This is a genomic window from Streptomyces sp. PR69, assembly GCF_026420845.1.
GTDB lineage: Bacteria > Actinomycetota > Actinomycetes > Streptomycetales > Streptomycetaceae > Streptomyces.
Map to the genome: position 1 here is coordinate 186,064 of NZ_JAOWCB010000004.1, position 14,648 is coordinate 200,711.

10 protein-coding genes are annotated in these 14,648 nt (G+C 72.3%); 4 read left to right on the top strand and 6 right to left on the bottom strand.

Going from position 1 to position 14,648, the window contains the following annotated elements; all coding sequences use genetic code 11:
• Window positions 1-167: 167 nt before the first annotated feature.
• Together OF819_RS05575 and OF819_RS05580 are read right to left on the bottom strand one after the other, a co-directional pair.
• A complete protein-coding gene (locus OF819_RS05575) occupies window positions 168-950 on the bottom strand; it encodes a 3'-5' exonuclease (RefSeq protein WP_267242214.1) in 783 nt (260 codons plus the stop codon).
• 96 nt (window positions 951-1,046) lie between these two features.
• The gene (locus tag OF819_RS05580; RefSeq protein WP_267242215.1) at window positions 1,047-2,279 is read right to left on the bottom strand and encodes an SAV2148 family HEPN domain-containing protein; all 1,233 of its coding nucleotides are present in this window, start codon (window positions 2,277-2,279) and stop codon (window positions 1,047-1,049) included.
• Window positions 2,280-2,586: 307 nt separating this feature from the next.
• On the opposite strand from OF819_RS05580, the gene glgX reads away from it, so the two are divergent.
• Window positions 2,587-4,707 (top strand): glycogen debranching protein GlgX, encoded by a 2,121-nt coding sequence (gene glgX, locus OF819_RS05585; protein WP_267242216.1) that lies wholly within the window; start codon window positions 2,587-2,589, stop codon window positions 4,705-4,707.
• Between the two features lie 144 nt (window positions 4,708-4,851).
• A complete protein-coding gene (treY, locus tag OF819_RS05590; protein WP_267242217.1) occupies window positions 4,852-7,368 on the top strand; it encodes a malto-oligosyltrehalose synthase in 2,517 nt (838 codons plus the stop codon).
• 42 nt (window positions 7,369-7,410) lie between these two features.
• Here treY and OF819_RS05595 read toward each other — a convergent pair whose 3' ends face one another.
• A complete protein-coding gene (locus OF819_RS05595) occupies window positions 7,411-7,959 on the bottom strand; it encodes a DUF1707 and FHA domain-containing protein (RefSeq protein ID WP_267242218.1) in 549 nt (182 codons plus the stop codon).
• 150 nt (window positions 7,960-8,109) lie between these two features.
• On the opposite strand from OF819_RS05595, the gene OF819_RS05600 reads away from it, so the two are divergent.
• A complete protein-coding gene (locus OF819_RS05600) occupies window positions 8,110-9,378 on the top strand; it encodes an MFS transporter (protein WP_267242219.1) in 1,269 nt (422 codons plus the stop codon).
• Here OF819_RS05600 and OF819_RS05605 read toward each other — a convergent pair.
• The gene (locus tag OF819_RS05605; RefSeq protein WP_267242220.1) at window positions 9,367-10,749 is read right to left on the bottom strand and encodes a GH1 family beta-glucosidase; all 1,383 of its coding nucleotides are present in this window, start codon (window positions 10,747-10,749) and stop codon (window positions 9,367-9,369) included. The two genes, OF819_RS05600 and OF819_RS05605, sit on opposite strands and share 12 nt — an antisense overlap.
• A 111-nt stretch (window positions 10,750-10,860) precedes the next feature.
• Between OF819_RS05605 and treZ the strand changes: the two genes are divergently transcribed.
• Entirely contained in the window at window positions 10,861-12,648 is a 1,788-nt protein-coding gene (treZ, locus tag OF819_RS05610; protein ID WP_267242324.1) for a malto-oligosyltrehalose trehalohydrolase, read from the top strand.
• Window positions 12,649-12,745: 97 nt separating this feature from the next.
• Here treZ and OF819_RS05615 read toward each other — a convergent pair whose 3' ends face one another.
• Entirely contained in the window at window positions 12,746-13,897 is a 1,152-nt protein-coding gene (locus OF819_RS05615) for an aminopeptidase P family protein (protein WP_267242221.1), read from the bottom strand.
• 83 nt (window positions 13,898-13,980) lie between these two features.
• Window positions 13,981-14,601, bottom strand: a complete 621-nt coding sequence (locus tag OF819_RS05620) for a nucleoside/nucleotide kinase family protein (protein WP_267242222.1) — start codon at window positions 14,599-14,601, stop codon at window positions 13,981-13,983.
• Window positions 14,602-14,648: the final 47 nt, after the last annotated feature.

Here is a 14,648-nt window from a genome sequence, read left to right on the forward strand (position 1 = left end):
CGGGCCGCCGGCAGCGCGGCGGGGGTGTTGTCCCGTAACTGGGGGCTCCGCCCCCAGACCCCCCTCCGGGAGGGGGAGGGACTGCGGGGCTGCCGCCCCGCGCCCCCCTGGCGGGCGGCAGCCTCGCGCCGCCGCCCCTGCACGGCCTCCCGGGGCGGAGCCCCAGTTCAGGGAAGTGGGGGTCCCCCCACGCCCCCAGGGCGTAGGGGGAGGGTGGGGGAAAGCACCGCAGGTGACGGCGGCAGCGCGCGCAGCGGCCACGCCGGGTCGACCACCGCCCCCGCATCCCCCTTGCGCCGCAGAAAGCGCTGGAAGTCCGCCGCCCACTGGGCGTACCAGCGAATCTGACGCTCATGCAGCTCCGCGGGAGCCATCGCGGCCACGGCCTCATGCCGCTCGGCTATCGCCCGCGCCACCCGCACCGCCGCCAGCGCATCCGCGCCCGCCTCATGGGCGTCGTCGAGCCGGATGCCGTATTCGGCGCAGACGGCCTCCAGGGTGCGCTTGCCCTTGCGGTAGCGGTCGACGGCCCGGTCGATCGTGTAGGGGTCGATCACCGGTCCCGTCCCGCCCGCCGCGTCGAATCCGCGCTCGGCGAGCGAGGGCAGCCCATGCCGCCGCAACTCCGCGCTGAGCAGCGTCAGATCGAATGCCGCGTTGTACGCGACGACCGGCACGCCGCGTCGCCAGCAGTCCGTCAGCGTCTCGGCGATCTCGTCGGCGACCTCCCGCGCCGGCCGTCCCTCCGCCGCCGCCCGCTCGCTGCTGATGCCGTGGATCGCGGACGCCTGCGGCGGAATCCGCACGCCCGGGTCGGCCAGCCAGGTCCGCCGGGCGATGCCCCGCGGCCCCACCTCGACGATCGCCGCCGTCACGATCCGCGCCTCAAGCGGCTCGGTGCCCGTCGTCTCCAGGTCGAAGCCGACGAGCGGCTCTGCGTGCCAGGCCATGTCTCCCCCCTCTGTGCGCGCGGGGCCCCCAACCGGTTCCCCACTGGCTCTCCACCCTGGCATGCGCCACTGACAACGCCGGGCCGCGGCTTTATCTCAGGACACTGGGCGCGAATCCACCCAGAACGAATCGAACTCCTCGCGGTAGGTCTGGAACAGTCCGTTCTCGGGGTCGACGCCCGCCCGGACCACGGACCGTCCACCGCCCCGCAGGACCAGCACCGGCGCCTCCATGCCGCGTGCCTTGCGCAGATAGGACTGGACGACGGCCACGCCGTCGGGGCCGTCGCCGTCCACCAGATAGGCGTTGAAGCGGGGCGTCTCGTCGAATACCTGGATCTCGAACGCGCCCGGATCGCGCAGCCGGGCGCGGACCCGGCGCATATGGAGGATGTTCATCTCCACCGTGCGGCTCAGCTCGCCCTTCTTGAGGCCGAGTTCGCGCTCGCGCCGCTTGACCGCGCTGCTCGCCGGGTTGAGGAAGAGCAGCCGCACCCGGCAGCCGGACTCGGCCAGCCGCACCAGCCGGCGGCCGGAGAAGTTCTGCACCAGCAGATTGAGGCCGATGCCGATGGCGTCGAGGCGGCGTGCGCCGCCGAAGAGGTCCTCGGCCGGGAGCTGGCGCAGCAGCCGCACCCGGTCGGGGTGGACGGAGACCACGTCCGCGTACCGGTCGCCGACGAGATCCTCCACGGCGTCGACGGGGAGCCGGTCCGCCGAGGGAACGCCCGCCCCGCCGCCCAGTATCTCCAGCAGCCGTGCCGAGGCCCGCTCTGCCTGGGCGAGCACCGCCTCGTTCAGCGCCCGGTTGCGGGAGACGATGTTGCGGGCCACCTCCAGCTCGTCGAGCGCCAGCTCGACATCCCGCCGGTCGTCGAAGTACGGCTCGAAGCAGGGCCAGTGCTGCACCATCAGCTCTCGCAGCTGGGGCAGCGTCAGAAACGACAGGACGTTGTCGTCCGCCGGGTCCAGCAGATAGCCCTTGCGCCGTGAGACCTCGCGGACCGCGACCGCGCGCTGCACCCATTCCTGTCCGGCGGGCCCGGCCGCGGCGACCACCCAGTCGTCGCCGTGGACGGGTTCGTACACCGGCCGCAGCACCGCGGCCACCACCGCCCGCAGCCGCTGCTCGACCAGATTCAGCCAGATGTACGCACGCCCGGCGCGCTGGGCACGTGTGCGCACCTCACTCCAGGCGTCCGCGCCCCAGTCCAGCTCCGCCCCGATCTCCACCGGTCTGGCGAGGGAGACCGCTCCGGGCGGGACGTCTGCGGAGTCCCCCTCGTGCCCCGCGTCACCGGGGGGTAGCTCCAGCCCTCCCGAGCTCACCCTCGCACCGCCTTCCGTACCCCCTCCAACGATCAAGGAAGGGTACTCCGCCTGTGGGACGCCATGCAGCGTATCCACCGTGACGTTTTCCAACTCCCTTGAACCGCCGGTGGTTTCCCGCTGGCGATGTCTGCCCACGTGAGCGGATTCATAGGGATTGCACCCCCGGGCGACAGAAGGAACCCGATGTTGACCGCGCCGTCCACGCCTGTCGGCCGCGGGATCGAGGCGTGAGCGACGATACTTTCGGGGACGATTCGGGCCGAGGGCCTCCAGCACCCGGATCAGAAGTGGAAGAGTCATAAATATGCAGGTCTGGCCGGGACAGGCGTATCCCCTGGGCGCGACGTACGACGGCGCCGGCACGAACTTCGCGGTGTACTCGGAAGCCGCACGGCGTATCGAGCTGTGTCTGCTGCACGACGACGGCTCGGAGACGGCTGTGGAGCTGCGGGAGACCGACGCCTTTGTGCGCCATGCGTATCTGCCGGGTGTGATGCCGGGCCAGCGGTACGGCTTCCGCGTCCACGGCCCGTACGCCCCGGAGCGGGGGCAGCGGTGCAACTCCGCCAAGCTCCTCCTCGATCCGTACGCCCGTGCGATCTGCGGGTCCGTCGACTGGAACGAGTCGGTGTACGGCTATCACTTCGGCCACCCCGACTCGCGCAACGATCTGGACTCCGCGCCGCACACGATGACCTCCGTGGTGGTCAACCCGTACTTCGACTGGGGCGACGACCGCCCGCCGCGCACGGACTACCACCGCACGGTGATCTACGAGGCCCATGTGAAGGGCCTGACCATGCTCCATCCGGAGCTGCCCAAGGAGCTGCGCGGCACCTATGCGGGGCTGGCGCATCCGGCGGTGATCTCGCATCTGACGGAGCTGGGCGTCACCGCGCTGGAGCTGATGCCGGTGCATCAGTTCGTCCATGACAACCGCCTGGCGGACATGGGGCTGAGCAACTACTGGGGCTACAACACGATCGGCTTCTTCGCCCCGCACAACTCCTATGCCTCGTGGGGCGACCGCGGCGAGCAGGTGCTGGAGTTCAAGCAGGCGGTCAAGGCGCTGCACCAGGCGGGCATCGAGGTGATCCTCGACGTGGTCTACAACCACACCGCCGAGGGGAATCACCTGGGGCCCACGCTCTCCTTCCGGGGGCTGGACAACGCCTCGTACTACCGGCTGGCCGCCGACCGCCGCTACTACACCGACACCACCGGCACCGGGAACTCACTGCTGATGCGCAGCCCCCACGTCCTTCAGCTGATCATGGACTCGCTGCGGTACTGGGTCACCGAGATGCATGTCGACGGCTTCCGCTTCGACCTCGCCGCGACGCTCGCCCGCCAGTTCCACGAGGTGGACCGGCTCTCCTCCTTCTTCGACCTGGTGCAGCAGGACCCGGTGGTCAGCCAGGTCAAGCTGATCGCCGAGCCCTGGGACGTCGGCGAGGGCGGCTACCAGGTGGGGAACTTCCCGCCTCTGTGGACGGAGTGGAACGGCAAGTACCGCGACACGGTGCGCGATCTGTGGCGCGGAGAGCCGCGGACGCTGGCGGAGTTCGCCTCACGGCTGACCGGCTCCTCCGACCTCTACCAGGACGACGGACGGCGGCCGCTGGCCTCCATCAACTTCGCCACCTGTCATGACGGCTTTACGCTGCACGACCTCGTCTCGTACAACGAGAAGCACAACGAGGCCAACGGCGAGGGCAATCGCGACGGGGAGAGCTACAACCGCTCCTGGAACTGCGGGGCGGAGGGCGAGACCGACGACCCGGAGGTGCTGGCGCTGCGCGAGCGGCAGATGCGCAACTTCATCGCCACGCTGATGCTCTCCCAGGGTGTGCCGATGCTCAGCCATGGCGATGAGTTCGCCCGGACCCAGCGCGGCAACAACAACGCCTACTGCCAGGACAACGAGCTGTCCTGGGTGCACTGGCCGAAGGCGGGGAGCGAGCAGGAGGGCTCGCTGCTGGCCTTCACCCAGCAGATGGTGTGGCTGCGCCGGGACCATCCCGTCTTCCGGCGGCGGCGGTTCTTCCACGGCCGGCCCGTGGAGGGCACGCATGACGAGCTGTCGGACATCGCCTGGTTCACTCCCAGGGGGGAGGAGATGACCCAGCGGGACTGGCAGGCGGCGCATGCCCGGGCGCTGACGGTGTTTCTGAACGGCCACGCGATCTCGGAGCCGGGTCCCCGAGGGGAGCGGATCTTTGATGACTCGTTTCTGCTGATGTTCAACGCCAGCGCGCAGGGGCTCGACTTCACGGTGCCGGTGAACCACGGCCGCCAGTGGGAGGTGGTGGTGGACACGGGGCGGCCGGAGGGGGTGCCTCCGGGGCAGGGGCCGAAGGTGGCGGCCGGGGAGCGGGTACGGCTGACCGGGCGGAGCCTGGCGGTGCTGCGCAGACCCGCGTAGCCGACGCCAGGGAGCCGAGGGGCGGCGGCTTCGTCCGAGGCACGGCGGCTTGGGCGCGGGCGCTCGCTTGGGCCGGGGCACTCGCTTGGGCCGGTCGGGCGGCGGGCAGGGCGGACCGCCACCCCACGGGGTACGTACGTTTGTATGACCGACACTCCGACTGCCACCTACCGGCTTCAGCTGCAGCCCGGATTCCCCTTCTCCGCCGCGGCCGCGGCCGTGCCGTATCTGGCCTCCCTCGGCGTCTCGCATCTGCATCTGTCGCCGGTGCTGGAGGCGGTGCCGGGCTCGACGCACGGCTATGACGTGGTGGACCACAACCGGGTGCGGGAGGAGCTGGGCGGCGAGCGCGGCCTGCGGCAGCTCGCCCGAAGAGCACGCGAGCACGGCCTCGGACTGGTCCTGGACATCGTGCCGAACCATATGGCCGCCGTGCCGCGCCATAACCGCGCGCTGTGGGAGGTGCTCAGGGAGGGCCCCTCGTCCCCGTACGCCCGCTGGTTCGACGTCGACTGGGAGGCGGGCGGCGGAAAGATCCTGCTGCCGGTGCTGGCGGGGCGCCTCGGGGACGAGCTGGGCACGCTGCGCGTGGAGGGCGGTGTGCTGCATTACGGGGAACACCGTTTTCCGCTGCGCGCGGGGACCGCCGGCCTGACGGACCCAAGAGAGCTGCTGGACGCCCAGTGGTACCGGCTGTGCTGGTGGCGGCTGGCGCGCACCGAGCTGAACTACCGGCGCTTCTTCACCGTCTCGGAGCTGATCGGGGTGCGGGTGGAGGACCCGGAGGTGTTTGCCGCCACCCATGCCACGGTGGTGCGGCTGGTGCGGGAGGGCGTGGTCCAGGGGCTGCGGGTGGACCACCCGGACGGCGTCGCGGACCCGGAGGCGTATCTGCGGCGGCTGGCCGAGGCGACCGGAGGGCGCTGCTGGACCGTGGCGGAGAAGATCCTCACCGGGGACGAGCGGCTGCCCAAGGGCTGGGCCGTCGCCGGGACGACCGGGTACGACGCGCTGCGCCGCATCGACGGGGTGTTCCTCGACCCGGACGGGCTCGACAAGCTGACGTACCACTACCGGGAGTTCACAGGTGCGGCCGACGACCGGGGAGGCTCCTGGGAGGCGACGGCGCGCCGCGCCGCGTACAAGGTGATCACCCACGATCTGGCCGCGGAGACCGCGGCGCTCACCCGGATGGCGCAGCGCCTGTGCGCCGCCGCCCCCGCGCCGCGCGACCATGCGCCGTGGGCGCTGCGCCGGGCGGTGCGGGAGCTGCTGGTGCGGATGCCGGTCTACCGCCCATACCGCGACGGCGGCGAGCAGGTGCTCACGGCGGAGGCCGCCCGGCGGGCGAAGGCGGCGTTCGCGGTCCCGGAGGAGGCGGAGGCCGTCGACGCGGTGCGGGATCTGGCGCTGGGGCGGGGCGGCGAGGGACCGCTGCACGAGGCGTTCCGGGCGCGGTTCGCGCAGACGTCGTCGGCGCTGCGCGCCAAGTCCGTGGAAGACCTGGCGTTCTACCGGTACACGCCGCTGCTGTCGGCGAACGAGGTGGGCGGCGAGCCGGGCGACCCGGCGGTCGGCCCGGACGCCTTCCATGCGTACTGCGCCCGGATGGCGCGCGACTGGCCGGCCTCCGGCACGGTGCTGACCACGCATGACACCAAGCGCAGCGCCGACGTGCGGGCGGCGATCGCGGTGCTGTCGCAGTTCCCCGGCGAGTGGGCGGAGTTCGTGGAGAAGATCGGCGTGCAGGCGGCGCGTCTGGAGGGCGGCCGGGCGCCGGACGCGCATCTGGCGTGGACGGCCTGGCAGACCGCCCTGGGTTTCGGCTTCCCGTACCCGGACAGGCTGCAGGGCGCCCTGCTGAAGGCGGTGCGCGAGGCGGGGCTGCACACCAGCTGGACGGAGCCGGACGCGGCATATGAGCAGGCGGTCGCGGACTTCGTCGCGGCGGGTCCTGCCGGGCCTCCGCTGTATACGACGGCGCTGTTCCGCCGCGGGATCGACGCGCATGTACGGGCCAATGTGCTGGGCGCGACGCTGGTGCAGCTGACGATGCCGGGGGTGCCGGAGGTGTACCAGGGCGCGGAGGGCGAGTACCTCGCGCTCGTGGACCCCGACAACCGCGCTCCCGCGCGCTTCCCGTCCGCCGCGGCGGTCCGGAGCGACGACGGGCTCCGGCCCCGCAGCCTGACCGCGGAGAAGCTGGCCCTGACGGCCGCGGCCCTGCGGCTGCGCCGGGAGCGGCCCGGAGTATTCGGCCCGGGGTCGTCGTACGCTCCGCTGTACGCCTCGGGGGGCGCGGCCGACCTGTGCCTGGCGTTCTGCCGCTCGCCGGAAGCGGGCACGGCGCACACGGCAGACACGGCGGACGCGGCGCACACGGCGGACGCGGCGGACGCGGCGGACACGGTCGGCACGGATGCCGGCTGCGCGGTCGTCACTGCGGTGACCCGGCTGTCGCGGCGGCTGGACCGGTCCGGCGGCTGGGGGGACACCACGCTGCCGCTCCCGGACGGCCGCTGGCGCGATGTGCTCTCAGCGGGACGCTCCTTCGGCGGCGGCCCCCTCGCGCTGGGCGAGCTGTTCGCGGACCGCCCGGTGGCGCTGCTGGTCCGGGATGCCGGGGAGGGGGATCAGACGTCCGCGGCGCAGTCCGCGTAGTCGACCGTGGTAGTCGACCGTGCGTCCTGGAGGACGCGTCCGTCAGCGCGCCGTGAGGCGGAAGCTCATCCTCCCGAAGCCGACCATGTCGCCGTCCTGGACGACGACCGAGCCGACGACGCGGCTGCCGTTGACCGTGGTGCCGTTGGTGGAGCCGAGGTCGCGCAGGACCCACAGACTGCCCTGGCGGCTCAGCTCGGCGTGCATCCGGGAGACCGTGTCATGGCTGAGTCTGAGGCCGTTGCCCGGGTCGCGGCCGATCCGCAGGGGGTGGGGGCCGGGCTCGGGGAGCAGCAGCGGGGGCAGCTTCTCCGCCTGCCAGGCCCGGCGCAGCCGCACCGAGAACGCCGACACCCGCCCCACCGTGCCGTACAACCACTGCGACCAGCGGCTCTCACCTTCCAGATCGGCGGTGAGGGCGCGCAGTTCCTCGCTGTGGCGGGCCGCGAGCGCCAGCTCCATTCGGTGCACAAAGGTGTCGTGCGACAGCTTCCCCTGCGCCGCCCCCTCTCTGAGCACACCGATGACGCGGTCGCGCTCGGCGTCGGAGAGCCGGGCGGGCTCGGTCTGGAACTCATGGGAGGACGTCACACAGGGAATTGTCGGCCCGCCGGGTCGAACGTGTCCAGAACAAGCCGACCGGGCCGGACAGCGGCGCCAATCTGATTGCCGATCAGGTATTGCTCCTGCTTGGGGGTGTCCGTAGGCTCCGGACACCCCCGAGCTGATGGCGAGCGGTCCATGACAACCGAAGACGCGCGAGGAGAGACGGCCCCCGGTCCGGCGCCGGGGCCGCACGCCGAGCCGCGGGTGCGTGTCGGCGGTGGCTGGATCGCGGGTCTCGTACTGGCCAATCTCGGCCTCTACATGGCCTTTTTCACCCCGATCCAGATGCTGCTCGCCGAGCAGATCGAGGCGGTCGACCCAGTGGGCAAGGAGGTCGCGCTCGGCTGGGTGACCGGGGCCGGGGCGCTGGTGGCGGTGGTCGCCAATCCGCTGGCGGGCGCTCTCTCGGACCGTACGGGCGGGCGCTTCGGGCGGCGGCATCCATGGCTGCTGGGCGGGGCGCTCGCCGGGGCCGCGGGACTCGCGGTGACGGCGGCGCAGTCGACCGTGGCCGGGGTGGCCGTCGGCTGGTGTCTGGCCCAGCTCGGGCTGAACGCGATGCTCGCCGGGGCGAACGCGGTCGTCCCCGACCAGGTGCCCGTCCGTCAGCGCGCCGCCGTGTCCGGCTTCATCGGGATTCCGCAGACGCTGGGGCTGGTCGTCGGGGCGCTGCTGACAACCGTCGTGGCGACCGGGCTCACGGCCGGGTATCTGCTGCTCGCGGCCCTGGTGGTGGTCTGCGCACTGCCCTTCGTGCTGCTGACGCGCGACCCGCCCTCGCCGCGCGCACAGCGCAGGCGGGAGACCGTGCGGCTCACCGACTTCTGGGTGGACCCGCGGCGTCATCCGGACTTCGGCTGGGCCTGGCTGACCCGGTTCCTGGTGATGCTGGGCAATGCCATCGGCACGCTGTACCTGCTGTACTTCCTCAAGGACGCGGTGGGGTACCCGGATCCGGACGAGGGGGTGCTGATCCTGACACTCCTCTACACCGCGGGGGTCGTCGTCACCGCGGTCGCGGGCGGGGTGGTCTCCGACCGGCTGGGGAAGCGGAAGGCGCTGGTGGCGGTGAGCTCCGCGGTGATGGCGGCGGCGTCGTCGCTGCTGGTGTTCTGGCATTCCTGGCCGGTGGCGATGGCGGCGGCGACGCTCCTGGGGCTGGGCTTCGGGGCGTATATCGCGGTCGATCAGGCGCTGATCACCCAGGTGCTGCCGACGGCGGGCGACCGGGCCAAGGACCTGGGCGTGATCAATGTCGCGAACTCCGCGCCCCAGGTCCTGGGCCCGGCGCTGGCCGCGCCGGTCGTGGCGTACGCGGGCGGATACTCCGGGCTGTATCTGACCGCGACCGCGGTGACGGCCCTCGGCGGGATGCTGGTGTGGAAGATCCGCTCAGTGCCGTGACGGCCGTATGCCCTTCTGCTGCCCGATGACATCCCGGTACCAGCGGTACGAGGCCTTGGGGGTGCGCTTCAGCGTCTCGTAGTCGATGTGCACCAGGCCGAAGCGCTGGGAGGTGCCCTCCGCCCATTCGATGTTGTCGGTGAGCGACCAGGTGAAGTAGCCGCGCACATCGACGCCCTGTTCGATGGCCTGGTGGAGCGCGCGCAGATGGGCGTCAAGGAAGGCGATGCGGCGCTGGTCGTCGATGCCGTCGTACGAGCAGCCGTTCTCGGTGACGAACAGCGGCGGCAGCCGTTCGCCGAAGCGTTCCTTCAGGGAGACGAGCAGTTCGCGCAGCCCGTCGGGCACGACCGGCCAGCCGAAGTCAGTGTGCTCCCCGGTCTCGATCTCCCGCAGTCCGAAGGGGAGTTCCGCGGGCATGCCGACCCCGGCGAAGGCCCCGAGGGCCTGCTGGGACGGGCCGCCGACGAGCATGGGGTGGTAGTAGTTCACCCCGTACCAGTCGAGTGGGGCCGCGATCACGGCGAGGTCGTCGGCGACGGGGCCGGGCAGCAGGGCGGCGAGGTTCTCGTCCGGGTAGCGGCCGGTGAGCAGGGGGTCGGCGTACATCCAGTTGGCGATCGTGTCGTAGAGCCGGGCGCCCGAGCGGTCCTCCTCACCGGTGCCGGCGGTCCATACGGGTGAGTGGGAGACGGCGAGGCCGATGTTGTCCGCCCCGGCGGCGCGCAGCGCCCGTACGGCGAGGCCGTGTGCGAGGAGCTGGTGGTGGGCGGCGGGCAGCGCGTCGAAGAGCAGCTGCCGTCCGGGGGCGTGCTCCCCCAGGGCATAACCCAGGAGAGTGACTTCCGCCGGTTCATTGACAGTGATCCACATCGGTACGCGGTCGGCGAGCCGCTCTGCGACGGCCTGTGCGTACTCCGCGAAGCGGAAGGCGGTGTCGCGCTCCAGCCAGCCGCCCGCCTCGTCCAGTGGAAGGGGGGTGTCCCAGTGGTAGAGGGTGGGGGCGGGGGTGATGCCGTGGGCGCACAGCTCGTCGACCAGCCGGTCGTAGAAGTCCAGCCCGCGGGCGTTCACCGGCCCGCTGCCGCCGGGGATCACCCGCGGCCAGGAGACGGAGAAGCGGAAGGCGTCTGCGCCGAGTCCGGCGAGGAGGGCGACATCCTCGCGGTAGCGCTCGTAGAAGCCGGTGGCGCGGGCGGCGTCGGCGCCGTCCTTGATCCGGCCCCGGGCGGCGAAGGCGTCCCATCCGGAGGGGCCCTTGCCGTCGGCGTCCACCGCGCCCTCGGTCTGGAAGGCGGAGGCGGCGGCCCCCCAGAGGAAGCCGGGCGGGAAGGCGGGCAACGGCGGCGCGGGAAGCGGCGGCATCGTCATGGGGCGTGACCTTAATGGCCGCAACGACACGCCTGAAGACCCCGGACTTGTCAGGATGGAGGTGTCCGTCGCCGGATGGAAGCCGAAGACTCGACGACGAGGGGACCGGCTGTGCTGTTCGAGGTGTGGGCGCCGAAGGCCGAGGAGCGGGTGTCGCTGTGGCTGGAGGGCGTCGAGCTTCCGATGGAGCGCCGTTCCGGCGGTCTGGAAGGCTGGTGGAATGTTCAGGCAGGGGCCGCGGCAGGGGCCCGGTACGGCTTCAGTCTGGACGGCGGCCCGGTGCTGCCCGACCCCCGCTCACGCCGCCAGCCGGACGGGCCCGACGGGCCGAGCGCGGTGGTCGACCAGGACAGCCACATCTGGCGCGCCGCCTGGGCGGGCCGGCCCCTGACCGGGGACTCGGTGCTGTACGAGCTGCACATCGGCACCTGGACGCGCGCCGGCACCCTGGACGCGGCTGCCGAACACCTCGGCGAGCTGGCGGAGTTGGGGATCACCCATGTCGAGCTGATGCCCCTCTGCCCGTTTCCGGGGGTGCACGGCTGGGGGTACGAGGGGGTGTCCCTGTGGGCGGTGCACGAGCCGTACGGCGGGCCGGAGGCCCTCAAGCGCTTCGTCGACACCGCCCATGGCCATGGCCTGGGGGTCGTGCTGGACGTGGTGCACAACCACCTCGGCCCCTCGGGCAACCATCTGCCCGCCTTCGGCCCCTACTTCACCGACGCCCACCACACACCCTGGGGCGCGGCGGTCAATCTGGACGCGCCCGGCTCCGACGAGGTCCGGGCCTATCTGCTGGGCAGCGCGCTGGCCTGGCTGCGTGACTACCGGATCGACGGGCTGCGGCTGGACGCGATCCATGCGCTCGCCGACAGTCGCGCGCTGACCTTTCTGGAGGAGCTGTCCGCCGCCGTCGACGAGCTGTCGGCCGAGCTGGGCCGGCCGCTCTTTCTGATCGCCGAGTCCGACCTGTGCGATCCGCGGACGACGCGCCCGCGCGAGGAGGGCGGTCTGGGGCTGCACGCCCAGTGGAACGACGACTTCCACCATGCCCTGCACACCGCGCTGACCGGGGAGTCACATGGCTACTACGCGGACTTCGCCCGCGCCCCGCTGGCCGCGCTCGCCAAGACCCTGACCCGCTGTTTCTTCCACGACGGCGTGTACTCCACCTTCCGCGGGCGCACACACGGCCGCCCGGTCGACGTGGTGCGCACTCCGGCGCACCGGTTCCTCGGCTATGCCCAGACCCATGACCAGATCGGCAACCGGGCCCTCGGCGACCGGCTCTCCGCCACGCTCGCCCCGGGGCTGCTGGCCTGCGCCGCGACACTGGTGCTGACCGGGCCCTTCATCCCGATGCTGTTCATGGGAGAGGAGTGGGGGGCGCGCACACCCTGGCAGTTCTTCACCGACCACACCGACCCGGACCTGGCGCGCGCGGTACGGGAGGGCAGACGCAGGGAGTTCGCGGCGCACGGCTGGGCGGCCGAGGAGATCCCCGATCCGCAGGACCCCGCCACCCGGGAGCGGTCCTGTCTGGACCGTGCGGAGCGTGCGCGCCCCGAGCACGCCCGGCTGCTGGCCTGGCACCGGGAGCTGATCGCACTCCGCCGTGAGCAGCCCGATCTGGCCGACCCGGACCTGGCCGCCGTCCGCACCGCCTACGACGAACAGGCGCGCTGGCTCGCCTTCCGCCGCGGCGATCTGCGCATCGCCGTCAATCTCGCCGGGGCCCCGGCCGAGATCCCCCTCGGCGGAGCCCGCGCCGGGGCCACCGACGGCGGAGGCAAGGGCGGCGCCCGGATCCTCGCGGCATGGGACCCGGTGGAGCCCCCGGGCGCGGACGGGGTGCTGCGACTGCCGCCGCAGTCCTGCGCCGTGGTGGCGGAGACATAGGACAGGATCTGACGCGGGGCCTGGCGCGGGATCTGGCGCAGAAGCTGGACCCGGGCGGTTCCTGATCCCGCAGCCGCGGTGCGGGCTGTGCTGTGTGCTACTCCACGATCGCCATCTCCCTCCCCGTGGTGTTGAGACGGCGGCCGCCGTCCTCCGTCACCGTGACGATGTCCTCGATGCGGACGCCGAAGCGGCCCGGCAGATAGACGCCCGGTTCGATGGAGAAGCACATGCCGGGGACGAGCGGCCGCTCCTCACCCTCGACCAGATACGGCGGCTCGTGGGTGGTCACCCCGATGCCGTGGCCGGTGCGGTGGATGAAGTACTCCCCGTATCCGGCCTCGGCGATCACCTGACGGGCGGCCCGGTCCACGTCCTGGCAGGCCGCCCCAGGCCGCACCGCCTCAAACCCCGCCTGCTGCGCCTCCCGTACGACGTCATGGACGCGCCGCTCCTCGGCGGACGGCTCGCCGACATGCACCGTGCGGGTGGTGTCGGAGCCGTATCCGTGCTTGAGGCCGCCGAAGTCAAGGACCACCATGTCGCCGTCGGAGATGGTGCGGGCGCCGGCCTCATGGTGGGGATTCGCGCCGTTCGGCCCGGAGCCGACGATGGTGAAGTCGACCTGGGAGTGCCCGAAGTGCTTGAGCAGGGCGGCGAGATCCGCGGCGACCTCGCTCTCCGCACGCCCGGCGAAGCGCACCTTCAGAATCTCGCCGTACGCCTCGTCGGCCGCCGCGCCCGCCGCAGCGAGCAGCTCCACCTCCCGAGCGTCCTTCACGGCGCGCAGCATCGGAAGCGCCTCGGCCAGCGCCGTGTACGCGGTGCCGGGCAGTCTGCTCTGCAGGCCCAGCAGATGCAGCGCCCAGGTGTTGTCGCTGACCGCGAAGCGGCCGTCGGGGGCGAGCAGCGGGGCCGTGAGCGCGTAGGGGTCCTTTCCGTCCGTCCAGTCGAGCACGGTGAACGCCGCCGCGCCGGGGGCCTGGTGGGCATCGGGGGCTTCCAGGGCCGGGACCACCAGCACCGGGTCGCGCCCCGCGGCGAGGACGAGCAGGGTGAGCCGCTCAAGATCGGTCGGAGGGCGATAGCCGGTCAGATAGACGAGGTCGGGTCCGGGAGCGATGAGCAGGCCCGTGAGCCCCGCCTCGGCGGCGGACTCCACGGCGCGGGCCATGCGGGCGCGGTAGTCGTCGGCCGTGAAAGGGGCGGGGCCGGGGGGAGCTGCGGGAGCTGCGGGGTCTGTGGACATGGCTCCATGCTGCCGCCGGATCAGTTGCGCCGCGAGCCCTGTGGATAACTCGGCCGGGCCGGGGGCGGCGACGGCCTCGCGCGTCAGCCGAGGCGCACCACGAGGTCGGCGCGGGCACGGCCACGGGCCACCAGCCGGGCGTTGGGCTCGTCGGAGTCGCGAACCCAGCGCTCGGCGTGTGTGCGCTCCTTGCCGTACTTCATATGACGGCGGATCAGCCGCGGTACCCGTACGGCGTCGTCGAGGTCGACGAACCACACCTCGTCGAGCAGCGGCCGGACGGCGGCCCACTCCCCTTCGTCGTGCAGCAGATAGTTGCCCTCGGTCACCACGAGGGGGACATCCGCGGCGACGGGGATGCTGCCCGCGACCGGCTCCTCAAGCGCCCGGTCAAAGGCGGGGGCGTAGACCACGGGCTCCCGAGGGGTTCTCAGCCGGGTGAGCAGCGCGGTGTATCCGGCGGTGTCGAAGGTGTCCGGCGCGCCCTTGCGGGCCGCCCGGCCGAGCCGGTCCAGTTCGGCCCGGGCCAGATGGAAGCCGTCCATGGGGACGAGGACGGCCAGTCCGCCCAGGGCGTCGGCGATCTGGCCCGCGAGCGTGGACTTGCCCGCGCCCGGCGCGCCGGCGATGCCCAGGAGCCGTCGCCGTCCGCCGGCGGCAAGGGCGCGGGCACGGTCCACGAGAGCGGAGACGGGGGGTGTCACGGATGTCATTCTCCCACTGGCGTACCGGTTCCCGGGCGGTGACAGTG